Here is a 23,212-nt window from a genome sequence, read left to right as displayed (position 1 = left end):
TCAAATAACAATGGGGCGGGGAATATATGGGTAACGAGACAAGAAAGCTAACAAATTGTAACAAATGCCTATTTTCACGTCTCCCATTATTCCCCTATAATATTTTGTGAAAAAATCTGCTCTCCGAAAAATGAAGCTCGCAATATAAGAACCAACATCGATTATTGTCCTTGGCACATTTTTTTCACTCAATAGCAATCAAATTGTTCCTCAAGAATAACCGTAGAGAACTCATGCCCCTCAGGTAATGCATACCGCGAAATCATATTCGCCCGGCATCCTCAGTCAGGACTGAGCGACATGGCAGACTAGCCCTTTGAAACATCCTTGCCACTTTTATCTTGAAAATGGCGAGCTGGAAAATTAAAAAAGAGAACTTATGGAAAAGCATGACGAATTGAATGAATCGGAAGTTTACGTTGAAGATGATGACTTCAATTTGACAAATTTCCTCACTATCTTATGGCAGTCGCGTGGCGTTATTCTGACGGGAACCGCCTTGGTGGCGATACTCGGCACGTCCAGTGCCTTATTCCTTGGAAAATACCAAAGTGAAGGTTTTTTACAGTTCGGCGGCGCCATTCCCGAGAAAAAAATAGAGAAAGATGGAAAGGAAGTCAAAGAACAGGCGCCCGGTATCGCTTTGGCTGACTACAAGCGCTTTTCATCGCCATTAAACACCAGCGAACGCTTTAATGAATTTGTCAGGCAAAACAATATAGAGAATGACCCTACTGTCATCGCGTTGAGCCAGACATTTGCCGCGCGCGGGGGGATTGCCAAGGTGATCGAACCGATCTTTCCGTTCACCAAGCTTGATGCCAAAGAATTGATGAGCAGCACCAAGGATGCCGACAACAATGTCATCGCCGTTTCCATCAACTACGCGGCCAAGACACCGGAAAGCGCGCAACAAGCAGTGAGCTTGCTTGGCCGATATACAGTCGACACCATTGTCTACATGATTTATACGGATATTTTGCGCTTTAAAAATTCCGAAATTTCCGCTGCCATTACCAAGCTGGATAATAAAATCATTGAAAACAAGGAAAAAATCGACTCGTATCAGCGCAAAGGCGTCAGGCTCAAGCAAATCGTGACGCGCTATCCGGACGCTGCCAGCCAGGCTTCCCGCCAGCTTGTATCAATCACCGAAGATACGGCGCGCTACCTGTCGCCGCTCAGCCAGCTGATGACCAGCGAAGTCGAGATTACTGAAGCGAATGAAGCCATCTACAAGGCAAAGCGGGAACAAAAGCAGTATATGATACTCGCAGAGTATTATGATCGCGCGAAAGCATTGGCCGAGAGCACAAAATCTGGCGAAGCTATTCTGCGAGGACTGGAACCAATCAAGAAAACCGTCTTTAGCGGCAAGGATATGGAAGACGAAACGATCAAGGAAGTCTATAACAAGATCAGTGTCGATAATAGTTCCGCCATTAGTCTCTATCTGGAAAAAACACGCTTTATTGCTGGCCCCAGCTTGCCCAAGAATCGGACAACCCGTACCTCAGTTGCCCTGCTAGGCAGCCTGCTGGCAGGCTTGAGCATCTCCATCTTGTTCGTGCTGGGGCGTCGTTGGTGGCAGAATAACCGTCAACAGCTGCAAGGCTGATTGCGATAGTACAACGCGCACGCCGGCGCCACCAACTGGTTCGACAGCCGTCAATATCCGGCGGCCACGACCATCTCAAGGCCGGCGGTAGCGTCTCCGCCTCTTCATCATAAAAAAACCCAAAAAGTGCGCATTGAACTTTTTGGGTTTCATTCATCAATTCAGGCACTGTTGCTACCCGAACGACCATGGGTAGCAGCCAGTCGCGACAGTCAGCTCTTCAACAAGCCACCCAGCAACGCGGCCACCTTCTGCTTCGGCTTGGCCGCGGCAGGCGCCATGCTGGCGGCAGCCGGGGCTGCTGCCTTGGCGGGTTCATATGGCTTCAGGAACCAGGGATCGGCCTTTTCGCGGCGGGCGCCGGGACCAAAGGCAGGACGCGCACCGCGTTCGGCGGAGCGGCTGTCGCGACTCTCGCCCGCATGGCGGCTCTCGGGTGCGCGCGCAGGACGCGCCTCGCCGCCTTCGCTGCGGCGCGGCGGACGGCGCTCGCTGTCGCTGCTGCGGGCAGGAGCCGGATTGAAGCCCGTCAATTCGCCGCGCTTGATGCTTTGCTTGATGAGTTTCTCGATATCGGCCAGCAAGCGCTCGTCCTTATCCGAGTAGATCGAAATGGCGTCGCCCGAAGCGCCGGCGCGGCCCGTACGGCCGATACGGTGCACATAGTCTTCCGCGTTGTACGGCAAGTCGAAGTTGATGACGCAAGGCAAGTCGGAAATATCCAGGCCGCGCGCCGCCACGTCGGTGGCCACCAGCACGTCGATCTCGCCCTTCTTGAACGCTTCCAGCGCCGCCATGCGTTCCTGCTGGCTCTTGTCGCCATGAATCGCCGTGGCGCTCATGCCTTCCTGTTCCAGCACGCGGGCCAGGCGCGAGGCGCCGATCTTGGTATTCGAAAAGACGATGACCTGCTTCAAGTCGCGCTGGCGCAGCAGATGGGCGACCAGGGCATGCTTATCGCCTTCCGTCACCTTGTACACCACCTGCGTGACCTTGTCGGCCGTCTGGTTGCTGCGCGCCACTTCGATCGTCAGCGGATCGTTGAGGAACGTGGCAGCCAGCTTCTTGATTTCTGGCGAGAACGTGGCCGAGAACATCAGGTTCTGGCGTTGCTTCGGCAGCAAGTTGATGATGCGTTGCAAGTCCGGCAAGAAACCCATGTCCAGCATGCGGTCGGCTTCATCCATGACCAGCATCTGCACCTGGCTCAGACTGATGTTCTTTTGCTCGATATGGTCGAGCAAGCGGCCCGGCGTGGCGATGACGATTTCCACGCCACCACGCAGGATGACGGTTTGCGGCTTCATGTCCATGCCGCCGAAGACGACGGTCGAACGCAGCGGCGTATGCTTGGCGTAGGCCTTGACGTTTTCGGCCACCTGCACCGCCAGTTCACGCGTCGGCGTCAGGATCAGCGCACGCACCGGGTGGCGCGCCGGCGACATGCTGCTGCTGGCATGCGCCATCAGCAACTGGATGATCGGCAAGGAAAAACCGGCCGTCTTGCCGGTACCCGTTTGCGCGGCACCCATCACATCGCGGCCTTGCAGCACCACGGGGATCGCTTGTTCCTGGATCGGTGTCGGATGGGTGTAACCCTGGTCGGTCAGTGCGCGCTGGATTTCAGGCGCGAGGCCAAAGTCGGCAAAAGTCAGGCTGGGAGCAGCGGATGCGGCAGGTGCTGGTGCAGGCGTAGCGGCGGCGGGCGCCGCTTCAGGGGCAATCGCCGGGCTGGGCGTAGGAGTCGATTCGGTTTCAGACATAAATTTTCTGGTGTGCCTCCGCACTGCGGAAGCCATGCTTTCTCAATAAACAACATTTCGGGGCACAGGCAGCTCCGTCTTGCAAGCCATGGATCATTGTTCTTGCGGCACCTCCGTGCTCCGGGACATGCTGTAGGGCGTATGCGGGAGCGTCGAAGAGATGTGCTGCGATGGCGGCGGAGATCGCGCCGGCGGAACATCGCGCGCAGAAGATACAATATCAGTGCTGTAAACGATACCCTAATTCACCGCAACTGTACACGGAAACCGTGATTTTTGAGCAAAAAGCGTTCCAGCAAAGGCCCGCCGGGATGCCGTATGATGCCAACTTCGATGCCAGCTCCGATGCCTCTTCCGCCGCCCCCTGCCCTCACCATGCCCACCCCGCCTCTGCCCCACGATCCGCCACCGCAAGCGCCCAGCAAACCTGGCAATGACGAGTGCTGCCACAGCGGCTGCACCTTTTGCATTCTGGAAATGTACCAGGAAGACCTGGCCGCCTACGAAGAGGCCCTGAGGGCGTGGCAACAGCGCCAGCAAGCCGCGGCAGCCCCCGCCACCCAGGGCGTCAGGAAAGCGCGCAAGCGCGCTTAATTTATTACTTAATTAAAAGCTTTCCCACTCATCCACTGGCGCAGCACGTCGCGCCGTGCTGGCCAGTTGACGCGGCGCCGCTGCCGGCGCCACGGCTGCCGGCGCCTTGACGGCGGCGGGCGCGCGCGGCCCGGTTGCAAAGGTGCTGGCCGCGTCGAGCTTGAAGATGCTGACCACGGCGCTCAGGCTGGCGGCCTGCTCCTGCATCGATTCGGCCGCTGCCGCCGCCTCTTCCACCAGGGCCGCATTTTGCTGCGTCACCTGATCCATCTGGGCAATGGCCTGGTTCACCTGCTCGATACCGGCGCTCTGTTCGCTGCTGGCGGCCGTGATCTCGCTCATGATGTCCGTCACGCGGGTGATGCTGGCAACGATGTCATCCATCGTGCGGCCCGCCTGGTCCACCAGTTTCGATCCCGCCTCGACTTTCTCGACCGAATCGCCGATCAGGACCTTGATATCCTTGGCCGCGGCGGCCGAGCGTTGCGCCAGGTTGCGCACTTCCGTGGCGACGACGGCAAAGCCACGCCCCTGTTCGCCCGCGCGCGCCGCCTCGACGGCCGCATTCAGGGCCAGGATATTGGTTTGGAAAGCAATGCCGTCGATGACGGCGATGATGTCGACGATCTTGCGCGATGAAGCATTGATCGACGCCATCGTGCCCACCACTTCGCCGACCACCTTGCCGCCCTCAATGGCGATGCTCGACGAGGTCAGCGCCATGGTGTTGGCCTGGCGCGCATTGTCCGCATTCTGCTTCACGGTCGACGTCAGCTCTTCCATCGACGAGGCTGTTTCTTCCAGCGAACTGGCCTGCTCTTCCGTACGCGACGACAAATCCTGGTTGCCGGCGGCAATCTGGCTCGACGCCGTGGCGATGGTATCGGTGCCGCTGCGTACCTGGCCCACCAGCGTCTGCAGGCTGGCATTCATGTCTTTCAGGGCCTGCATCAATTGCCCCGTTTCGTCTTGCGATTGCACAACGATATGCGCCGTCAAATCGCCGGCCGCCACCTGGCGCGCCACACCGACAGCCGCGATCAGCGGACGCGCCACGCTGCGCGCCACCCACAGCGCCAGCAGCATGCCGATGACGACGATGCCCACCACCAAGCCGATCAGGCTGGCGCGCGAGGCCGCATAGGTTGCGTCGGCGCTGGCACTCGAGCGCACGCCGCCATCCGTATTGATCGACACCAGTTTATCGAGGACCGTCATCATGTCCGTCATGACCTGGGCAGACGGCCCCACAGCCAGGGCGCGCGCCTCTTCCTTTTTCATCTCGCGCGACAGGCTCAGCATGGTTGCGTGCAGGCGCATGAATTCATCGTTGAGCGCCAGGAAGCGCTCGAACACTTCCTTCTCGCCCGGTTCCGAAATCAGGCTGCGGTACTTGTCGCCGTCCACCTTCAGCTTGGCCTGCGTTTCCGTCATGCGCGTTTCATTCTGCGCCATGTCGGCATCCTGTGCGGCCAGCATGTGCGCCAGTTCCCAGCGGCGGAAATCGCTGACGTCGCTGCGCATGGACATGGCCGCCAGCACGCTGGGCATCCAATTATCAGACAGATCCGTCGACGCGGTATTGATGCGCGCCATGGAAAAGATCGCCGATACGCCCAGCGCGGCCGTCAACAACAGCACGGCGCCAAACGACAAGATCAGCTTGGTGGCAATTTTCAAATCAAAAAACCATTTCATGCGTTGCTTTCCTTCATAAACGGGTAAACGGGACAAGACCGCGGGACAAGACAGCCGCGCGCGGGCAAAGGCACGGCGCGCGCAGTGAGGGCAGGCTACGGGAAAGGGAGCAGTGGTGGAGAGCAAGTGCAGCAACTCATACCGGCACAAACCAAATTTCCGCAGTGCAACATTTTATCACCGTCGCACCAGACGCAGAGTGGTTTGATCGCGGCATGCGGCCAAAGTTCGCGGATAACGCGGCATATTTTTGCCCAAGTGCGGCTGTTTCCACAGGGAAAAATACAGGAACAGGCGTAGGAGTCGGATGACACGAGGCAATGTTCCTAGCCTACATAAGCGCGTCGGCTCATCCGATGCCCGTCCGCAGCCCCCGGTTCTATAGTGGATACAAGATTCAGCACAACGCTAGCAAGCCAGAAAAGCAGCGCCATCCAACAAAATCAGAAGACGAGGCCCTACCATGTACAAAGCTTATAGCAACCTGACACCAGCAACGAATACCCATGCAGCCGTCCAGCACAACTGGCAAGCCGCTCCCGCCACGCCCATGATCAGCATCACGGGCGCGCAACAGAACGAATTGCTGCGCGCCTTGTCGCGCGCCGATCTGGAGCGCCTGTTTTGCCAACTGGAATTGGTCGCCCTGCCTGCCGGCAAGCACCTGTTCGACTGTGGCGGCAAGATTGAATACACGTACTTCCCCACCAACGCCATCGTTTCCCTGCTGTATGTGATGGAAGACGGCGCCACCACCGAGATCGCCGTCATCGGCCGCGAAGGCGTGGCCGGCGTGGTGCTGTACGAAGCCGAGCGCGCCACCTGCACGGCCATCGTGCAAACGGCCGGCTACGGTTACCGCCTGAAAACGGCCTTCCTGCGTGAAGTGTTCAATGAAGGCGGCGCGCTGGCGCAATTGCTGATGCGCTATACCAGCGCGATGTTTGCGCAAATGGCACAGAACGTGGTGGGCGGCCGTCATTGCAGCATCGAGCAAAAGCTGTGCCGCTGGCTGCTCGACCGCCTCGACCGTTCGCTGTCGAACGAGCTGAAGGTGACGCAAGACACCATGGCCAACATGCTGGGCGTGCGCCGCGAAAGCGTCACCGTCACGGCCCGCAAGCTGCAGGACGAAGGCTTGATCCAGTACCGCCGCGGCACGGTCGAAGTGCTCGACCGCGAAGGCCTGGAAGCGGCCGCCGGCAATTGCTACAAGGCAGCCCGCGCCGGTTTCGAACAATTCCGCAGCGGCATCAGCGCACACAATTAAGCAGGACGCTGGCCAGCGGGCAGGCAAGCGGGTATCGTAGATACTCCTGACTACTCCGGAGACTGGCCATGAAATTGATCGGCATGCTCGACTCGCCCTATGTGCGCAGGGTCGCCATCTGTTTGCAACTGCAGGGAATTTCCTACGAGCACTTGCCGCTATCCGTGTTCCGCAACATGGATGCCGTGCGCGAGATCAACCCCGTCATCAAGGTGCCGACCCTGGTCCTGGACGACGGGCAAGTGCTGATGGATTCCACCTTGATCCTGCAATATCTGTCGCTGCTGCGTCCGGACACCGCCGCCCCCGCCCTCGCCGACAGCGTGCGCGCGCTGCGCCTGACGGGCCTGGCCCTGGCCGCCTATGAAAAAGCCGTGCAGATCGTCTACGAACGCAAGCTGCGTCCGCTCGACAAGCAACACGCGCCGTGGCTGGAACGGGTCAGCATGCAACTACATGCCGCCTGGAACGCGCTGGAACAGGAATGCGCGCACCTGCCCCTGCCTGGCGAGACGGGCAGTATCGACCAGGCGGGCGTGACTATCGCCGTCGGCTGGAGTTTCGCCCAGCTGGAAACGTCCGATATCGTCAAACCCAGCGATTACCCGGCCATCCACGCCTACACGCGCTCGGCGGAAACCCTGCCCGCCTTCCTGGCCACGCCGCCAGTCTGACGCGCCGGGGGCTATTTGCCTGCGCCGCCCGGCCCGGGTACGGCGGCGGCCGGATCGAAGTGCCACCAGCCCGGCCTGACATCGTCAAACGAGTGATAGTCGGGCGCAAAGGCCGCCCGGGCAGGATCGTCAAAAATGCCCACCAGCAAGGCCACCGTCGGCGCATCGTCGATGGCGCCGATGGAACTGCCGCACGCGGCGCAAAAAGCCCGGCTGGAATACTCGGAAGAACGGTATGTTGCCGGTGCACCGGCCGAACCCGTCCAGCGCACTTGATCGCGCGCAAACTCCACCCACGCCACCGTCGGCGCGCCCGTATGCTGCTGGCAATTGCGGCAGGAACAGCTGTGCGGATTGCTGCCCTCGCCTGTCACTTCAAAGCGTACCGCGCCACATAGGCAGCCGCCTGTTTGCACCACATTCTCCATCGCGTCTCCTCGTTTGCACCGTTGCGTGCCCTGCCTGCAGATACGTACCCGGTACAATATTGCCATAAACCCACCCTGGCGCAGCCCAAAGTGCGTGCCGCCGGCACTATGAAAGAATAAATGGAAGACATCAATTGCGAAGGCTTGCCGCACATCCGCGTACTGGCAGGCGAAAACACCAGCGGTCCCGTGTATGAAACCCTGCCGGCGCGCCAGATCGACGAGCACGTCTACGAACTGCTGGCCTCGCCCGGCCTGACCCTGAACCTGGCACGCGGCGACATCGTCAACATCGCCGACCCGCTCGCCCCCGCCGAAGTACTGAAGCGCGGCGGCAACTTCTGCATCCATATCTACGACGCCGACGACGTGTCGCAAGAGGCAGTGGACCAGCTCGAACGCGACGTGCAAAGCCAGCTGGGCGGCACCCTGGATGGCCAGTACAAGGGCAACCTCACCTTCAGCGTGCCGGGACACCACGGCATCTACAACGTCAACGGTCCCTTTGACGCCTTCCGCGAAGCGACGGGCGTGGAATGGTACTTCGCCAATATCTACGTCAACCTTGATGACGACGATGATGAAACCTTGCTCAACTGGTGGGTGGATATGTAAGCATGCCCGTGCGCCAGGCAGGGCCATGACACGTGTCAATGTTCTGTATTGCTCTGGCACACATCAAGCTGCTTGCCCGCGCTTTGCATACGCTCTCTCTATCGTCAACCACAGAGAGCAGCGATATGCCCTACATTGCGCGCGCCGACTATGCGAAGCAAAAAGAAATCGTGGGAAATGGCGAGTGTGTCACGCTGGCAAGGCGCCTCACCGGCGCCCGTGCCTCTTCGCTTTGGCGCGAAGGTGACAAAGTGCCGGACCTGCTGGAACACGGCGGCATCGCGAAAGGCACGCTGATTGCCACCTTCGTCAATGGCCGCTATCAGAATCTGCGGCAGGGCAATCATGCGGCGCTGTTCATCCACCAGGTGCCTGGCGGCATAGAAATTTTCGACCAGTGGCGTCACCACAAGCCCGGCGCCCGCGTGATCTACTTTGGGCGTTCGGCGGCCGGGGCATCGAATCGTCCCGAACTCTATTCGGTAGTGGAATGAAGCCGCTCGCACTGTTGGCATTGACCATCGCTGCCGCGGCGATGCGGCCAGCTGCCGCAGCCCCCCTTTCTTGCCCGCAAGCGCCTCCCTCAAGCTGGAACCTGCCGGCCAGCAAACTCGGTGGCGTACGCGTGCTGTCCTATCCGGCGAATCAGCCGCCAGCAGCGGGCGACGCCTTGCCTATCCTGGCCCCGGACAGGGAATGGACACGCAACGGCACCTTGCATCAACGCTGGGACATCAATTTTGATGCACCCGAGTATCTGTTTCAGGTGGACTGCCTGTATGCGGGTACCGAACGCTACCTGCGCATGGCATTGCCAGGCGTCAAACAGTGCGTCGCAGCCATTGCACAGCGAACGAAAATGGTCAGGTTTCAGTGCAATTAGACAACGCGCCTGGCATTCAGCGCAGTCGATACCGCTACCGAATGGACGCATGAGTCTATCGTTCCGGTTAAACGGACTGCAGCTTGTCCTCGCCACCCGCCAGCGCCCCATGCGGCCGGCACCAGACGAACTTGCCGGTCACTGGCTGGTACAGCAAGGGACTTTCATCGGAAATGGCCAGCAAGCAAGGCCAGCATGCGGCAAGCGCGGCGGGTGTCAGCGCATAGGCGCGCTCCCGGCTGGCCATGAACAGGACGGGGGCCGCCCCGGCAGCGTGAAAGTGGGAAGCGAGAAAGGCGGCCACGCGTCCCGATTGCGCCGGGTGCTCGCTGGAAACGGCATCAAACTCGGCCAGCCAGTCCGGCCCCGATACCGTTGGCTGCAGGCGGTGTCCATCGCGCAACTGCATCGGGTGCGTTTCATCGGGCTGGGCCGACACATGGCGCGCCCACAACTGCGCCGCGGCGTGGGGCGTCAGCGCTTGCACTTGCGCCCGCATCTGTGCGGGGTTGGAGAAATCGGCATCGAAGAACGGCCAGTCCGCGTCAGGTTGCAGCGGCCGGCCAGCGTCGTCGTCCAAGACTCCTAGGATTGACATATCTCAAGGTAGCGGCCCAGCACCTTGTCCATGCCCTGCTCGATGCACTCGACCACCAGCGCATGGCCGATCGACACTTCCAGGATGCCGGGAATGTTCAGGAAACGCGCCAGGTTGTGCAGATCCAGGTCATGCCCGGCATTCACGCCCAGTCCCAGCGCCTGCGCCCGCCGCGCCGCCTGCAGATACGTATCGAATACGCTATCGCCGTGCTCGCTGCCATGGCTTTCGGCAAACCGCTCCGTGTACAGCTCGACCCGCGCCGCGCCCACTTCGCGCGCCCATTCCAGCGCCGGGTAGTCGGCATCGACAAACAGGCTGACGCGGATGCCCAGGTCATTCAATTCCGCAATGACGGGCCGCAGCAGCGCTGCGTGCTGTTCGATGTCCCAGCCGTGATCGGACGTCAATTGCCCCGGCATGTCCGGCACCAGGGTGCATTGCGCCGGGCGCGCGCTTTTCACTATTTCCAGAAATTCCGCCGTCGGATACCCCTCCACATTCAGCTCGCGCCCCCGCTCCGCGCACAGGCGCTGCAACGGGGCAACATCGTCGTAGCGCGCATGGCGCTGGTCAGGGCGCGGATGCAAGGTGATGCCGGCGGCGCCCAGGTCGAGAAAGCGCGCGGAAAATGCGAGCAGGTCCGGGAAGTTGCGGCCGCGCGAATTGCGCAGCAAGGCGATTTTATTGACGTTGACGGAGAGCTGGGTCATGTGCGGGTATGGAATGAGGGTAACAGGTGTGGCAGCGATTGTAGCGGATCGCCCGCGCAGGGCACGACCAACCGAACTCAGCGCTACGTGCTACGATGCAAGATAGATTTCCACGCTTTCAACAACATGCCATGAAATACAAATTATTCCTGTTTGACCTGGACGATACCCTGCTCGATTTCCGTGCGTCCGAAAAACGCTCGTTCCTGCACACCATGCACGAACTGGGCTTGCGCGACGGCATCGACGGCTTGTTTTCCCAATACCAGGCGATCAACGTCGACCTGTGGAAACGTTTCGAAACGGGTGACGTGAGCAAGGATTTCCTGAAGGTGGAGCGCTTCCGCAAGACGTTTGCACTGAACGGCATCGCCATCGACCCGGAACTGGCCAGCCGGCTGTATCTGGATTCCCTGCCGGACACGGTCGTGCTCATCGATGGCGCCAAACAAGTGTGCGAAACCTTGTCGCGTATCGGCGAAGTGGGCATCATCACCAACGGCGTCGAGTCCATCCAGAACCGCCGCATCGCCGCCTCCGGCCTGGGCGACTACATTTCCTTCGTCGCCACCTCCGAAGCGTGCGGCCACGCCAAGCCGGATGTGCGTTTCTTCGAATACGCGGCCAACATGGCGCGCGCATGCAGCAAGGACACGACCATCATCATCGGCGACCGGCTGGACGCCGACATCCTGGGCGCCAACCGCTACGGCATCGACAGTTGCTGGTTCAACCCGGACAGCATGGCCAATACGTCGGCCGCCACCCCTACCTATGAAGTGGCCAGCCTGCAAGACATCGTGCCGGCGCTGGACGTGATGCAGATCAACTTGAAACAGGCTTGATCTTCAACAAAGGCTGCACCTGAAATACGCCGACAGCGGCACGAAAACACGCTGCAGTTCGCGTACCATCAGTACTCGTCCATCCTGATGCCTGCCCATGCCTTCCTACACCGTCCTGCTCGCCATCGCGGCCTTGCTCCTGCTCTTTGCCATGCTGGCCGTGCGCGGAAACGCGAAGTCCCGTGCGCCGCTGCGGCTGCACAGAAAACCCGTCATGACGGCGCGCGAGCAGCAGATGTATCACCTGCTGCAAACGGCATTGCCGGAATGCACGGTGCTGGCGCAAGTGGCGTTTTCCGCGCTGGTGACGGCGAAGGGATGGGCGAACAGAAACCGTTTCGACCGCAAGGTGGCCGATTTTGTCCTGTGCAGCCAGCAACTGCACGTCATCGCCGTGATCGAGCTCGACGACAGCAGCCACAACGGCCGCGAACGCCAGGACAGGGAGCGCGACGCCATGCTCAGGCTGGCCAGCTATGTGACCTTGCGCTATGCCAATTTCCCCACGCAGCAGGCGCTGCGCGCCGATGTCGAGCAACTGCTGCTGAAAAAAGCCGGCGTCGTATCGGCCTGATGACACCATCGCGTATCAATCGCGCGTCAGCACTTCCAGCAACTCGATCTCGAAGACCAAATTGGAGTTTGGCGGAATCAAGCCCACCTGCCGCTCGCCATACGCCAGCGCCGCCGGCACCCACAGCTTGCGCTTGCCGCCCACCTGCATGCCGTGCAAACCCAGAATCCAGCCCTGGATCACCTTGTTATTGCTCAACACGCAGCGGAAAGGCTCGCCCCGCTTGTGCGACGAGTCAAACTCCGTCCCATCTTCCAGCCAGCCCCGGTAATGCGCCGTGATCAGCGCACCACGCGCCGCCGCCTTGCCGTCACCGACCACGATATCGTCCATCTTCACTTCAGCCGTCATCTCATTTCATCCTTGATAAATCGCAATGCCGCGATTGTACGACAGCACGAAAAAAGCCCCGGCAGTTGCCCGCCGGGGCTTGATCTATTGCTGCTAAATTCTGGTGGGACTCCCGTGAGTCGAACACGGCACCAACGGATTATGAGACACATGCTCGACCTGATTTCAAATCAAACAACAAAAATCATTCGACCAAAAATTTTACTTTATTAGCTACTGATACGTTCCGAAAAAGCTCCAGCAGAACGAATGATATTAAAATACTCACTTACATAGTGTTTCTTATACTCTTGTCCAAAAGCATCCCGTCTTAAGGAATCTATTAAAACCTTAGGAAATTCGTCATGAGTCACGGTATTCCTATTCGCTTCCTTTGAGCTTAAAAAAATTGTTTCAAGATAAACTCTAGCAATAGCCAAAGGAGAAACTAACGCCTGATAACGCTCCCCACTGGCCGAAATTCTTGGTATATGAAATCCAACATTAGGCAATTTAGAAATAATTGCTGAATATCCACCTACATCAGTTATTGCATGAGATCTAAATATCTCCTCATACACTGTAGGAGACCTCTGATAAAGCAGAGTCAAAAACATTAGGAAATGAAGATGTATTTTTCGTTCTTTCACTGAGTATAGCGCCGCCTCAAATATCTTCATCGCCTGAAATTGATCACGCAGACCACAGCCAAAATGATCTGCGTACACAGAGAACATAAATGGCAAAAACTCATAATTTGAAAAAGTTAAATCTCCTTCAAATGTGACAAAATTTTTTGCTGGTGGCAATGTTGAATTTAAAAATAGCGATTCTGCATATTTCCTAGAATCCGGCAGAGGAAGATAGTACTCCATATCGAAAAATCGTTTCAAATATCTATGACCGTCAAAACCCGAACCATATATAGCCTTAGTTGATTCACCAAGCTGCTGCATATTGGTCGCGACAATGAAGTAAACGCCAGGCACACCAAATAAATGTTTTATCCCTTCAAGCAATTCAATTGCATAATCCGGACGGCATCGATCAAGCTCATCAACAAATATAAATAGCGGCAAACCTAATTGCTCATTTTCGCTCAAAACTGAAACAAGTGATGATAACTTCTCTTTAAATGAAATAACAGCTTGTTTCGTATTTTTATGTTGCTTAAGAGCAGCATCAACAGCAGATGTCATACTTTTCTCAAGATCAACGATACTTGGCATTAATTCTCTGTTTGAAGCAACTGGACTATTCCCAGTAGCGTCCGCAATCAGAGTACTAACATGATCAGCCGACAATCCAAATCCATGTTTGGCAACTCCCATTGCAACGGCCTTCATTGCTGGTTTCAATGCCAGTTTGAAACTCTTAATTGCCTCTCTAAAGATTTTTTTTGCACGTGGAATATTTTTAAAAGCTGGTGAAAAACCTTCATCAATTTCAGATATGAAAGCAACTAATGGTTCCGGAGTAAAATCATTCTTCCAGGCATCAAAATATACAGCGGCATAGCCAGAGTGAATTAATTCCTCCTGCCAGCACCGCAACATGAATGTTTTACCTAACCCCCATTCAGCATTAATTGCAAGGACGAAACCGTCCTCATTTCTTCGTGCAAGGTATCTTTGTGTTAAATACTGTTGCAAATAGGCTGCATTTTCCTTGCGCCCCAAAACATCTTTCGCCCAAAAATTATTTACCACACAAATCCCCTCAAAGAAATAAATACAACTACCTTAAGAAATTTGGTAACCCATAAGCATATGAAGCTAAATTAGATGCAGAAAAATGAGCATAACGCCTTACCATTTGAGCGCTTTCCCATCCACCTAATTCCTGCAAAACGTTCAATGGGCTTCCATTCTGCACATACCATCTGGCCCAAGTATGCCTCAAATCATGCCATCGAAAATCTTCAACTCCCACCCTTTTTAGCGCTTTATACCCAGTTGCGGTAGTGACTTGTGTAACTGGTGCACCTTTATAGTAAAAAATCGTACTGGATGTAGTCCAAGTTGAATTGTTAATACACGCATTGCATCAAAATTTAATGGTACCTCGATTGCCTTACGAGTCTTTGATTGATCTGCGTGATGGCAGGGTCAAGTCCGCCATTCAAACAAAAGCCCAACCATAGCCACGTTGAACAACAATAATGGCCTGTAGCATACGTAATTGCAAACACAAGATCGAACGGCAGGCAAAGTGCGCAACGCCTCTTATGCGCTTCGTATCGCTATAAAGCTGAAGTTAGTGGCAATGCCGGCTAGCATGCCCGAATCACAAAACCATGAGGTGAATGTTTCGCGCATAAAAAAAGCCCCAGCAGTTACCCGCCGGGGCTCGTTCTATTGCTGCAAATTCTGGTGGGCCTCCCGTGAGTCGAACACGGCACCAACGGATTATGAGTCCGCTGCTCTAACCAAGCATGAGCTAGAGGCCCAGGGGACTGCGGCGTGGCGGCGCTGTTGATGCCCGCCTCGCGCGGCCGTTTTGGAAACGGACACGCGAGGATAGGGGTATCAGGGGCGCACGTCAAGCCCTATTGGCTTCTAGTTGCCTTCCAAGAAGCTTTTCAGCTTGTCGGAGCGCGATGGGTGGCGCAGCTTGCGCAGCGCCTTGGCTTCGATCTGGCGGATGCGCTCGCGCGTCACGTCAAATTGCTTGCCCACTTCTTCCAGCGTGTGGTCGGTGGACATCTCGATGCCGAAACGCATGCGCAGCACTTTCGCTTCGCGCGGCGTCAGGGAATCGAGCACGTCCTTGACCACGCCCCGCATGGACGCGTGCAGGGCTGCGTCGGCGGGCGCCAGGGTGTTGTTGTCTTCGATGAAGTCGCCCAGGTGGGAATCGTCGTCGTCGCCGATCGGCGTTTCCATCGAGATCGGTTCCTTGGCGATTTTCATGATCTTGCGGATCTTGTCCTCGGGCATCTCCATCTTGATCGCCAGGGTGGCCGGATCGGGTTCCGCACCCGTTTCCTGCAGGATTTGGCGGGAAATCCGGTTCATCTTGTTGATCGTCTCGATCATGTGCACGGGAATGCGGATCGTGCGCGCCTGGTCGGCGATCGAGCGCGTGATGGCTTGGCGGATCCACCAGGTCGCATACGTGGAGAACTTGTAGCCGCGGCGGTACTCGAACTTGTCGACGGCCTTCATCAGGCCGATATTGCCTTCCTGAATCAAATCGAGGAATTGCAGGCCGCGGTTCGTGTATTTCTTGGCGATCGAAATGACCAGGCGCAAGTTGGCCTCCGTCATTTCGCGCTTGGCCTTGCGCGCCTTCATTTCACCGGCCGCCATCTGGCGGTTGATGTTGCGCAAGTCCGGCAGCGGCAAGACGACGCGCGCTTGCAGGTCGATCAGGCGCTGCTGCAGTTCCTTGACGGTCGGAATGTTGCGGCCCAGGATGGCGCTGTACGCATGTCCTGCGTTGACTTCGCCATCGACCCAGTCCAGGTTGGTTTCATTGCCCGGGAAGACCTTGATGAAGTGGGCGCGCGGCATGCCGCAGCGGTTCACGGCCACGTCGAGGATTTGCTTTTCGATATGGCGCACTTCATCGACCTGGCCGCGCAGGGTGTCGCACAGCTTTTCCACCACCTTGGCCGTGAAGCGGATGCCCAGCAATTCTTGCGAAATGGCTTCCTGCGCCTTGGCGTACGGTTTCGAGTTGTAGCCTTCTTTTTCGAAGGCGCGGCGCATCTTGTCGAACTGCTGCGAAATGACGGCGAATTTTTCCAGCGCCGTGCGTTTCAGGGTTTCCAGCTGTTCCGCGGAGAAACCGGCGGCGCCCGACGCGCTCGCTTCTTCTTCCTCTTCTTCTTCCTCTTCTTCCGCTTCGCCTTCTTCCTCGTCTTCCTCGACGGGGGCGGCGACGACAGGGGCGGCGGCGACCGGCTCGTTTTCATCGACGAGACCGTCGACGATTTCGTCGATCTTGATCTCTTCGTTGGCGATGCGGTCGGCGGCGGCGATGATTTCGGCGATCGTCACGGGACAGGCGGAAATGGCCTGGATCATGTCTTTCAAGCCATCTTCGATGCGTTTGGCGATCTCGATCTCGCCTTCGCGCGTCAGCAGCTCGACCGAGCCCATTTCGCGCATATACATGCGCACGGGGTCGGTGGTGCGGCCGAAGTCGGAATCGACGGTCGACAATGCGGCCTCGGCCGCAGCTTCCGCCTCGTCATCGCTGGTGACGACGGCAACGTTATCGGACAGCAACAACGTTTCCGCATCGGGCGCGTGCTCGTAGACGGCGATGCCCATGTCATTGAAGGTACCGATGATGCCTTCGATGGCTTCCGGGTCGACGATGTTTTCGGGCAAGTGATCGTTGATTTCCGCATACGTGAGGAAACCGCGTTCCTTGCCGAACTTGATCAATGTCTTGAGTTTCTGGCGCCGGCGCTCGAGTTCTTCCTCGCTCGCTTCCGTGTCGGACGAGAAAGCGTCCTTCAGCAGCGCGCGCTCTTTCGCCTTGCGGTCCTTGGCCTTGGCCTTGTCGACGGCCTTCAGTTCGGCCCGCTCGACGGCGTTCAGGGCGGCGACTTCATCATTTTCTGGCTGGAATTCTTTTGGCTTGCGGCCGCGGCGGCCTGGCACTTTTACCGACGGCAAGACATAACCGGACGTATCGATGGCTGCCAGGGTGGCAGCGTCGGTGGTCTGGCTGACCACGGGCGCGCTGGTAACGCGCGCTTCTGGCCGGTCGAGCGCCTTTTCGGCTTTCGTGGTAACTTTAGTGGGCTTTGCAGCCGCTTTGGATTCGGGTTTCTTGATTGGCACAGGCGCTTTCGATTACACAACGACTTGCTTTACGGTGGATTAGGATAAAGTTTGCTGCCAGTTCCCTGTCTACCTGCGGGAACCACCATCTTCGAACCTGCCGACTACGCAAATTCGACACTGTTACGTTACTTACACCTCATCGGCCACGATCCGCGGGAAGCGCAGCAATTCCTGTCCACCGGCTGTTGCCAGCCGCCTCGGCAAAAATTCCTGCATCGACCGCGTTGGGAGCGAGAGCCTGGCGCGGCTTGCCAGCGTCTGCGAGCCTTGCCCGCAACGCCGAAAACGCCAGTTGGCCCTGGCTGCCGACACGATCCACCGCGCCGATCAAGAGCCTAACTTACTGAAAACAAATACTATTTACGAAACAGAACTAGCTTGCCAAAGCACACAATACTTAGCATTTAATTATAGCACGCGAAAAATGTTTTTCCAGTGCGCGCCATACCCTCAAGGCAAGGTTAGCGATTCACCAACTCGGCATCGCGCTCGCGTTCCAGCGCCCCCTGCTCCTGCATGATTTCGCGGTAGCGTACACCAATTTTCTCGGATGGCAAACCCGACGCAAACAATTGCTGCAATTCCGCCTTCAAGGCATTCAATTTGATCTCGCGGATGGTGCTCACCAACCACGACAATTCGCTGTCGTAATCGGATTCCGTACCGGCCGCGATCTCGCCGATGATCTCGTCATACTCGCTGCCCAGCTCCTTCAACTGCTGTGCCAGCGCGGCAAAACTACCGTGCTCGCCCAACGCCTGGCCCACGGCCACCAGTTGCCCCAGGCTATGCGCCGCATCCGGCCCCAGGTGCTGGAAGGCGGCCAGGGCGGCTTCGTCGATGCGCATCGTCAGGGGCGGATGCGCCACCAGCATGCGCATGATCTTCAATTCCAGACCGACAGGCACGGGGCGTCCCGATTTCGGCGGCGCGCGATGCGCCACGGCAACGGGTTTCGCCAGCTCGAACAGGGCTTCGATCTCGGCCGGCGTGGACTGCGTCAGCTGCGCCAGTCCCCGCACGATCTGCAGGCGCAGGGACGACGGCGCCATCAGCTGCAGCAGCGGCTTGGCGTCGAACTGCACGCGGGCGCGCCCTTCCGGCTCCGACAGATCATGCTCGCCCGACACTTCTTTCAGCAAAAATTGCGACAGCGGCATGGCTTCATGCACTTGCTGCTCGAAGCCCTCGGCGCCGAATTCGCGGATGTAGCTGTCCGGATCGTGTTCCGACGGCAGGAACAAGAATTTGATGGTTTTATTGTCCGACACGTGGGCCAGGCTCGCTTCCAGCGCGCGGCGCGCGGCGCGGCGGCCGGCCTTGTCGCCGTCGAAGCTGAAAATCACGTTATCCGTCTGGCGCAGCAGTTTTTGCACGTGGGTGGGCGTGCACGCCGTGCCCAGGGTGGCCACGGCTTGCGGGAAACCCATCTGCGCCAAGGCAACGACGTCCATATAGCCTTCCGTCACCAGCACATAGCCGGCGTCGCGGATGGCCTGGCGCGCTTCGAACAGCCCATATAGTTCGAAACCCTTGGAAAACAAGGGGGTTTCCGGCGAGTTCAGGTATTTCGGTTCGCCATGGTCGAGCACGCGGCCGCCAAAGGCGATGACCTGGCCCTTGGTATTGCGGATCGGAAACATGATGCGTTCGCGGAAACGGTCGTAACGCTTGCGGTTGTTGCCCTCTTCATCGACCTTGTCGATCACGAGACCAGCCTCGGCCAGCGCCACCACGTCGTAATCGGGGAAGACGGAGCGCAGGTTGTCCCAACCGCCGGGCGCGAAACCCATGCCGAAGCGAGCGGCCACTTCGCCCGTCAAGCCCCGGTTTTTGAGGTAGGCGATGGCTTCCGGCGCGTGGCGCAATTGTCCGCGGTAATAATCGCACGCCTGCGTCATGGCGTCGGACAGGGCCAGGCTCTGCGCCTGGATCTGCGCGCGCTGGGCCGGCGGAATTTTATCGTCCGCTTCCGGCACGACCATGCCCACGTTCTGCGCCAGGTCCTTGACGGCGTCGACAAAGCCCATGCCCGAGTACTCGATCAGGAAGCCGATCGAGGTGCCATGCGCGCCACAGCCGAAGCAGTGATAGAACTGCTTGGTGGGGCTGACGGTAAAGCTGGGCGATTTTTCACTGTGGAACGGGCACAAGCCCATGAAATTGGCGCCACCTTTTTTCAGTTGCACATAGCGCCCCACGACGTCGACGATATCGACGCGGTTGAGCAAATCGGAAATGAAGGATTGAGGTATCACTGGCTAGGGCGGGTCTTGTTATAGGTCAGACTATACTACCGCACGCGGCCTGAGGTTGAGCCAGGTCAACGTGTGGGCTGTTAACAGGCTGCCAGCGCGACGACTGGCAGCCCTTGCTACTATTGTATGCTTACGCTGCCGGCGTCAAGGCTTTCTTGACCAGGGCGGACACCACCGTCATGTCGGCGCGGCCAGCCAGCTTCGGCTTGACGATGGCCATGACCTTGCCCATGTCTTGCGGACCGGCGGCGCCCGAGGCGGCCACGGCGGCAGCCACTTCGGCCGCCACTTCTTCTTCCGACAGGCCCGCAGGCATGTAGCCGATCAGGTGTACCAGCTCGGCTTTTTCAATATCGGCCAGGTCGGCACGGCCACCGGCTTCGAACTGGGTGATCGAATCCTTGCGCTGCTTGATCATCTTTTCCACGATGGCCGTCACGTGGGCATCCGTCAATTCGATGCGCTCGTCGACTTCCTTGCGCTTGATTTCCGCCAGCAACAGGCGAATCGTGCCCAGCTTGCCCGCTTCCTTGGCGCGCATGGCGTTTTTCATGTCTTCGGTAATTTGTTCTTTCAAGCTCATGGCAATCCTCGTGTTGGTAAGTAGGGCTCGATGCTGATCTGTGTACTCCAAGCAGGCAGCCACAAAAGCGAAAACCCGCTGCGGCGAACCGGAGCGGGTATGCGACTCATCTGAAGTATCACTTCAGGCGAATCAAAACAAAACCCGTGGCGAACAATGCGCCGAACTACCCGGGTTGGTTCTGACTGAACAGTCTTAGAATAATTTTTTCGGCAGTTGTTGGCTGCGGATGCGTTTGTAATGACGCTTGACAGCAGCTGCCAGCTTGCGCTTGCGCTCAGCTGTTGGCTTTTCGTAGAATTCGCGTGCGCGCAATTCGGTCAGCAGACCCGTTTTTTCGATGGTGCGTTTGAAGCGACGCATTGCGACTTCGAACGGCTCGTTTTCTTTAAGGCGAATAGTGGTCATGTAAAATTCAAACCGTTGAGGTGGTGTATAGGAAGAGATAGATAGTAGCAGCTTTTATTCGGAAAGGGAAGCCCCTCCCCCACTTGCGTGCGGCATGCAGCCTGCGGTCGCTGCCGGAATGTGGCGTAAACCACGCACCGGGGTCGGCGCACCGGGCGCCAGAACCCCATCCTACAGACTTGCTTACTGCAAGGCAATACCTGCCGCCACGCCGGAAGCCCAGGCCCACTGGAAGTTGTAGCCGCCCAGCCAGCCCGTCACATCGACCGATTCACCGATGAAATACAGGCCCGGCACCTTATTCGCCATCATGGTCTGCTGCGACAGTTCGCGCGTGTCGATGCCGCCACGCGTCACTTCGGCCTTGCGGTAGCCTTCGGAACCGTTCGGCACGATGGACCAGGCATTGATGGCCTGGCCCAGCTTGCGCAGCTGCGCGTCGGGCATGTCGGCGATGCGCGCATCCGGCGCCAGGCCGTTGACGGCCAGCAAACAGTCCGCCAGGCGCTGCGGCAGCCATTGCGCGACGATATTGCCCAGCTGCTTCTTCAAGGTGCCCTTGCCTTCAATCAAGGTCTGCGCCACGTCCACTTCCGGCAACAGGTTGACGACGATGGGCTCGCCCGGCAGCCAGTAGCTGGAAATCTGCAGAATCGCCGGGCCCGACAAGCCGCGGTGGGTGAACAGCAAATCTTCGCGGAAGCGCGCGCCCGTGGCCTTGCGGCCTTTCAGGCTGCCCGTTTCCACATCCACTTCCAGCGCGATGCCGGACAGTTCCGCGAACGGCGCCCAGCTGGCCGGGTCGAACGTCAGCGGCACCAGGGCCGGACGGGGCTCGACCATCATCAAATCGAATTGCTTGGCGATGCGGTAGGCGAAATCCGTGGCGCCGATCTTCGGGATCGACAGTCCGCCCGTGGCGATGACGATGCTGGCCGTCTCGATGTCGCCGCTATCGGTCTGCAGCACGAAGCCGCCATCTTCTTGCTGGATAACATTGTCGATCTTGCACGGCATGCGCCAATGCACGCCGCCTGCGGCGCACTCGTCCTTGAGCATGTCGATGATCTGCTCGGCCGATTCATTGCAGAATTGCTGGCCCTTGTGCTTTTCGTGGTAGCCGATCCGGTATTTTTTCACCAGCGCGAGGAAGTCCTGCGGCGTGTAGCGCGACAGGGCGCTCTTGCAGAAATGCGGGTTTTCCGAGAGGAAATTTTGTGGCGTGGCGTTAATATTGGTGAAATTACACCGTCCACCACCCGAGATGCGGATCTTTTCGGCCAGCTTGGCCGCGTGATCGATCAACACCACGCGCTTGCCTTGCTGGGCGGCAACAGCCGCACACATCATGCCGGCCGCGCCCGCGCCGATCACTGCCACATCAAATTGTTTTGCCATAAGAATTCCGGTCACCGCTGATTACAAAGACGCCATTGTAAACTGCGGCGACGCGGCTAGCGCGGCCGTGCTGCAATCTGCCGCGACGCCATCAGGCATTGCTCCACCTGCTCGGCGATCGACGGCGGCACGGGCACCTCGCCGCGCAGCACGGCGGCGATCCAGGCGGCCGTGGTGGCTGCATCGCGCTCGGCCGGCAAGTGCGGCAACTCTTCCACCAGCAACTGCTTTTCCACCAGCACCGTGCGTTCGCTCCCGTGAAACCAGTCGATCTGCTGCGCCTTGTTGGCGTTGGCCACCGTTTCGCCTTCCGTGCCGCGCATCAGGAAAGCGTCGCCGCGCGCAGGATCTGATGCCGTCAGAAAATATTCACCGAGCATTTCCAGGTATTCCGGGTGCGTGTACGACACCAGGCGCAGGGCGGGACTGGCGAACGGCTGCATGATTTTCACCAGGGTGTGCGTGGAATTGCGCACGCCCAGCACGCGCCGCAGGGACAGCATGTGCGCCAGGCGCGGCGCCAGCGCGGCGATGGGCAGGAAGGCGGCTTCCCCGCGCGCCATGGCGGCCTCGGCCTGCGCATGGTCCGGCGAGGCGGGCACGCCCAGCGCGGCCAGCACTTCGGCCGTCGTGATGCGGCCCGGGTCGCTCGTCACGCCATGCACGAGCACGGGCGCCCCCGCGCGCGCCAGCAGCAGCGCCAGCAAGGCCGTCAGGTTGGCCATCTTGCGCGCGCCGTTGTAGCTGGGAATGATGATGGGCGCGAATTCCCCGGCCGGCGCGGCCAGCGGGACGAATGACGCTTCGGCCGCGTCGAGGAAGCCGGCGATCTCGTCCACGGATTCGCCTTTGATGCGCATCGACAACAAAATGCCGCCCAATTCCAGGTCCGACACGCGGCCCTCGAGCATGGCGCGGTACAGGGCGCGGGCGTCATCGCGCGTCATGCTGCGCGCGCCGTTCTTGCCGCGTCCTATTTCCTTGATGAAACGTGCTGCGGGGAATGGCTCGCCGGCCACATCGGTATGGGGGATGGAAACAGTCGTCATGGCGCCAGTTTACACGGATTCTCCCCCTTGCAGACGGGCTGGAAGCCGCCATGGACGCCAATGCAACAGTCTTTCAAGCTATTTCTTGGATGGAACTGCATCCAAACGCGC

23 protein-coding genes and 1 tRNA gene are annotated in these 23,212 nt (G+C 58.5%); 9 read left to right on the top strand and 15 right to left on the bottom strand.

Translation table 11 applies throughout. The features are described 5' to 3' along the window. The first annotated feature begins 379 nt into the window (after positions 1 to 379). The gene (locus CLU94_RS18230; RefSeq protein ID WP_099666659.1) at positions 380 to 1,618 is read left to right on the top strand and encodes a lipopolysaccharide biosynthesis protein; all 1,239 of its coding nucleotides are present in this window, start codon (positions 380 to 382) and stop codon (positions 1,616 to 1,618) included. Between the two features lie 212 nt (positions 1,619 to 1,830). Here CLU94_RS18230 and CLU94_RS18225 read toward each other — a convergent pair whose 3' ends face one another. Continuing rightward, on the bottom strand, positions 1,831 to 3,381 hold the full coding sequence (locus tag CLU94_RS18225; RefSeq protein ID WP_099666658.1) for a DEAD/DEAH box helicase: 1,551 nt from the start codon (positions 3,379 to 3,381) through the stop codon (positions 1,831 to 1,833). Between the two features lie 375 nt (positions 3,382 to 3,756). On the opposite strand from CLU94_RS18225, the gene CLU94_RS18220 reads away from it, so the two are divergent. Further along, positions 3,757 to 3,975 (top strand): oxidoreductase-like domain-containing protein, encoded by a 219-nt coding sequence (locus CLU94_RS18220; RefSeq protein WP_099666657.1) that lies wholly within the window; start codon positions 3,757 to 3,759, stop codon positions 3,973 to 3,975. Positions 3,976 to 3,987: 12 nt separating this feature from the next. On the opposite strand, the gene CLU94_RS18215 is transcribed toward CLU94_RS18220, so the two are convergent. Next, positions 3,988 to 5,673, bottom strand: coding sequence for a methyl-accepting chemotaxis protein (locus tag CLU94_RS18215; protein ID WP_099666656.1), 1,686 nt, complete (start codon positions 5,671 to 5,673; stop codon positions 3,988 to 3,990). A 550-nt stretch (positions 5,674 to 6,223) separates the two neighbouring features. Here CLU94_RS18215 and CLU94_RS18210 point away from each other — a divergent pair. Both CLU94_RS18210 and CLU94_RS18205 read left to right on the top strand, forming a co-directional pair. Next, positions 6,224 to 6,943, top strand: a complete 720-nt coding sequence (locus tag CLU94_RS18210) for a Crp/Fnr family transcriptional regulator (RefSeq protein WP_035828139.1) — start codon at positions 6,224 to 6,226, stop codon at positions 6,941 to 6,943. 68 nt (positions 6,944 to 7,011) lie between these two features. Further along, positions 7,012 to 7,617 (top strand): glutathione S-transferase, encoded by a 606-nt coding sequence (locus tag CLU94_RS18205; protein WP_099666655.1) that lies wholly within the window; start codon positions 7,012 to 7,014, stop codon positions 7,615 to 7,617. An 11-nt stretch (positions 7,618 to 7,628) separates the two neighbouring features. Here CLU94_RS18205 and CLU94_RS18200 read toward each other — a convergent pair whose 3' ends face one another. Beyond that, the gene (locus CLU94_RS18200) at positions 7,629 to 8,045 is read right to left on the bottom strand and encodes a GFA family protein (protein ID WP_099666654.1); all 417 of its coding nucleotides are present in this window, start codon (positions 8,043 to 8,045) and stop codon (positions 7,629 to 7,631) included. 120 nt (positions 8,046 to 8,165) lie between these two features. On the opposite strand from CLU94_RS18200, the gene CLU94_RS18195 reads away from it, so the two are divergent. From CLU94_RS18195 to CLU94_RS18185, 3 genes are read left to right on the top strand one after another with little or no spacing between them, the layout of a single operon-like run. Then, positions 8,166 to 8,660, top strand: a complete 495-nt coding sequence (locus CLU94_RS18195) for a DUF4265 domain-containing protein (RefSeq protein WP_099666653.1) — start codon at positions 8,166 to 8,168, stop codon at positions 8,658 to 8,660. Between the two features lie 38 nt (positions 8,661 to 8,698). Beyond that, positions 8,699 to 9,154 carry a BPSL0067 family protein gene (locus tag CLU94_RS18190; RefSeq protein WP_257218866.1) on the top strand — a complete coding sequence of 152 codons (456 nt, stop codon included), beginning with the start codon at positions 8,699 to 8,701 and terminating at the stop codon, positions 9,152 to 9,154. After that, a complete protein-coding gene (locus tag CLU94_RS18185; protein WP_143451467.1) occupies positions 9,151 to 9,543 on the top strand; it encodes an STY0301 family protein in 393 nt (130 codons plus the stop codon). The genes CLU94_RS18190 and CLU94_RS18185 overlap by 4 nt, the downstream gene beginning before the upstream one ends. Before the next feature lie 67 nt (positions 9,544 to 9,610). Here the strand turns inward: CLU94_RS18185 and CLU94_RS18180 are convergent, their stop codons facing one another. Then, a complete protein-coding gene (locus tag CLU94_RS18180; protein ID WP_099666650.1) occupies positions 9,611 to 10,123 on the bottom strand; it encodes a DUF2947 family protein in 513 nt (170 codons plus the stop codon). A gap of 5 nt (positions 10,124 to 10,128) precedes the next feature. Beyond that, positions 10,129 to 10,854 carry a pyridoxine 5'-phosphate synthase gene (locus CLU94_RS18175; RefSeq protein WP_099666649.1) on the bottom strand — a complete coding sequence of 242 codons (726 nt, stop codon included), beginning with the start codon at positions 10,852 to 10,854 and terminating at the stop codon, positions 10,129 to 10,131. A gap of 131 nt (positions 10,855 to 10,985) precedes the next feature. On the opposite strand from CLU94_RS18175, the gene CLU94_RS18170 reads away from it, so the two are divergent. Then, on the top strand, positions 10,986 to 11,699 hold the full coding sequence (locus tag CLU94_RS18170) for a YjjG family noncanonical pyrimidine nucleotidase (RefSeq protein WP_099666648.1): 714 nt from the start codon (positions 10,986 to 10,988) through the stop codon (positions 11,697 to 11,699). A 97-nt stretch (positions 11,700 to 11,796) separates the two neighbouring features. Beyond that, positions 11,797 to 12,273, top strand: a complete 477-nt coding sequence (locus tag CLU94_RS18165) for a DUF2726 domain-containing protein (protein ID WP_099666647.1) — start codon at positions 11,797 to 11,799, stop codon at positions 12,271 to 12,273. 15 nt (positions 12,274 to 12,288) lie between these two features. Here CLU94_RS18165 and CLU94_RS18160 read toward each other — a convergent pair whose 3' ends face one another. The 10 genes from CLU94_RS18160 to ybiB all read right to left on the bottom strand — a co-directional run bounded on the left by CLU94_RS18160 (position 12,289) and on the right by ybiB (position 23,101). Beyond that, a complete protein-coding gene (locus CLU94_RS18160) occupies positions 12,289 to 12,624 on the bottom strand; it encodes an FKBP-type peptidyl-prolyl cis-trans isomerase (RefSeq protein ID WP_099666646.1) in 336 nt (111 codons plus the stop codon). A 209-nt stretch (positions 12,625 to 12,833) separates the two neighbouring features. Further along, a complete protein-coding gene (locus tag CLU94_RS18155; RefSeq protein ID WP_180278695.1) occupies positions 12,834 to 14,312 on the bottom strand; it encodes a KAP family P-loop NTPase fold protein in 1,479 nt (492 codons plus the stop codon). A 28-nt stretch (positions 14,313 to 14,340) separates the two neighbouring features. Then, positions 14,341 to 14,604 (bottom strand): tyrosine-type recombinase/integrase, encoded by a 264-nt coding sequence (locus CLU94_RS18150; RefSeq protein ID WP_257219077.1) that lies wholly within the window; start codon positions 14,602 to 14,604, stop codon positions 14,341 to 14,343. Positions 14,605 to 14,973: 369 nt separating this feature from the next. Further along, positions 14,974 to 15,052 (bottom strand) — tRNA-Ile (locus CLU94_RS18145). A gap of 109 nt (positions 15,053 to 15,161) precedes the next feature. Then, positions 15,162 to 17,402: an RNA polymerase sigma factor RpoD gene (rpoD, locus tag CLU94_RS18140; protein WP_099666644.1), complete on the bottom strand. Its 2,241-nt coding sequence runs from the start codon at positions 17,400 to 17,402 to the stop codon at positions 15,162 to 15,164. A 464-nt stretch (positions 17,403 to 17,866) separates the two neighbouring features. Further along, the gene (dnaG, locus tag CLU94_RS18135) at positions 17,867 to 19,663 is read right to left on the bottom strand and encodes a DNA primase (protein ID WP_099666643.1); all 1,797 of its coding nucleotides are present in this window, start codon (positions 19,661 to 19,663) and stop codon (positions 17,867 to 17,869) included. A 130-nt stretch (positions 19,664 to 19,793) separates the two neighbouring features. Continuing rightward, positions 19,794 to 20,246 (bottom strand): GatB/YqeY domain-containing protein, encoded by a 453-nt coding sequence (locus CLU94_RS18130; RefSeq protein WP_076567823.1) that lies wholly within the window; start codon positions 20,244 to 20,246, stop codon positions 19,794 to 19,796. A gap of 195 nt (positions 20,247 to 20,441) precedes the next feature. After that, on the bottom strand, positions 20,442 to 20,654 hold the full coding sequence (rpsU, locus tag CLU94_RS18125; RefSeq protein WP_008451879.1) for a 30S ribosomal protein S21: 213 nt from the start codon (positions 20,652 to 20,654) through the stop codon (positions 20,442 to 20,444). Positions 20,655 to 20,837: 183 nt separating this feature from the next. After that, a complete protein-coding gene (locus CLU94_RS18120) occupies positions 20,838 to 22,052 on the bottom strand; it encodes an NAD(P)/FAD-dependent oxidoreductase (protein WP_099666642.1) in 1,215 nt (404 codons plus the stop codon). A 56-nt stretch (positions 22,053 to 22,108) separates the two neighbouring features. Further along, positions 22,109 to 23,101 (bottom strand): DNA-binding protein YbiB, encoded by a 993-nt coding sequence (gene ybiB, locus CLU94_RS18115; protein ID WP_099666641.1) that lies wholly within the window; start codon positions 23,099 to 23,101, stop codon positions 22,109 to 22,111. Positions 23,102 to 23,212: the final 111 nt, after the last annotated feature.

The sequence above is a fragment of the Janthinobacterium sp. 13 genome, assembly GCF_002749695.1.
Lineage (GTDB): Bacteria > Pseudomonadota > Gammaproteobacteria > Burkholderiales > Burkholderiaceae_D > Janthinobacterium > Janthinobacterium kumbetense.
The sequence above is the reverse complement of the archived record's forward strand: the minus strand, read 5'-3'. Positions and strand labels throughout refer to the sequence as shown.

Excerpts from the sequence above, each read along its gene's own strand:
- CLU94_RS18230 (WP_099666659.1), top strand. The coding sequence starts at position 380 with ATGGAAAAGCATGACGAATTGAATGAATCGGAAGTTTACGTTGAAGAT.
- CLU94_RS18225 (WP_099666658.1), bottom strand. The coding sequence starts at position 3,381 with ATGTCTGAAACCGAATCGACTCCTACGCCCAGCCCGGCGATTGCCCCT.
- CLU94_RS18220 (WP_099666657.1), top strand. The coding sequence starts at position 3,757 with ATGCCCACCCCGCCTCTGCCCCACGATCCGCCACCGCAAGCGCCCAGC.
- CLU94_RS18215 (WP_099666656.1), bottom strand. The coding sequence starts at position 5,673 with ATGAAATGGTTTTTTGATTTGAAAATTGCCACCAAGCTGATCTTGTCG.
- CLU94_RS18210 (WP_035828139.1), top strand. The coding sequence starts at position 6,224 with ATGATCAGCATCACGGGCGCGCAACAGAACGAATTGCTGCGCGCCTTG.
- CLU94_RS18205 (WP_099666655.1), top strand. The coding sequence starts at position 7,012 with ATGAAATTGATCGGCATGCTCGACTCGCCCTATGTGCGCAGGGTCGCC.
- CLU94_RS18200 (WP_099666654.1), bottom strand. The coding sequence starts at position 8,045 with ATGGAGAATGTGGTGCAAACAGGCGGCTGCCTATGTGGCGCGGTACGC.
- CLU94_RS18195 (WP_099666653.1), top strand. The coding sequence starts at position 8,166 with ATGGAAGACATCAATTGCGAAGGCTTGCCGCACATCCGCGTACTGGCA.
- CLU94_RS18190 (WP_257218866.1), top strand. The coding sequence starts at position 8,699 with ATGTTCTGTATTGCTCTGGCACACATCAAGCTGCTTGCCCGCGCTTTG.
- CLU94_RS18185 (WP_143451467.1), top strand. The coding sequence starts at position 9,151 with ATGAAGCCGCTCGCACTGTTGGCATTGACCATCGCTGCCGCGGCGATG.
- CLU94_RS18175 (WP_099666649.1), bottom strand. The coding sequence starts at position 10,854 with ATGACCCAGCTCTCCGTCAACGTCAATAAAATCGCCTTGCTGCGCAAT.
- CLU94_RS18170 (WP_099666648.1), top strand. The coding sequence starts at position 10,986 with ATGAAATACAAATTATTCCTGTTTGACCTGGACGATACCCTGCTCGAT.
- CLU94_RS18165 (WP_099666647.1), top strand. The coding sequence starts at position 11,797 with ATGCCTTCCTACACCGTCCTGCTCGCCATCGCGGCCTTGCTCCTGCTC.
- CLU94_RS18160 (WP_099666646.1), bottom strand. The coding sequence starts at position 12,624 with ATGACGGCTGAAGTGAAGATGGACGATATCGTGGTCGGTGACGGCAAG.
- CLU94_RS18130 (WP_076567823.1), bottom strand. The coding sequence starts at position 20,246 with ATGAGCTTGAAAGAACAAATTACCGAAGACATGAAAAACGCCATGCGC.
- rpsU (WP_008451879.1), bottom strand. The coding sequence starts at position 20,654 with ATGACCACTATTCGCCTTAAAGAAAACGAGCCGTTCGAAGTCGCAATG.
- CLU94_RS18120 (WP_099666642.1), bottom strand. The coding sequence starts at position 22,052 with ATGGCAAAACAATTTGATGTGGCAGTGATCGGCGCGGGCGCGGCCGGC.
- ybiB (WP_099666641.1), bottom strand. The coding sequence starts at position 23,101 with ATGACGACTGTTTCCATCCCCCATACCGATGTGGCCGGCGAGCCATTC.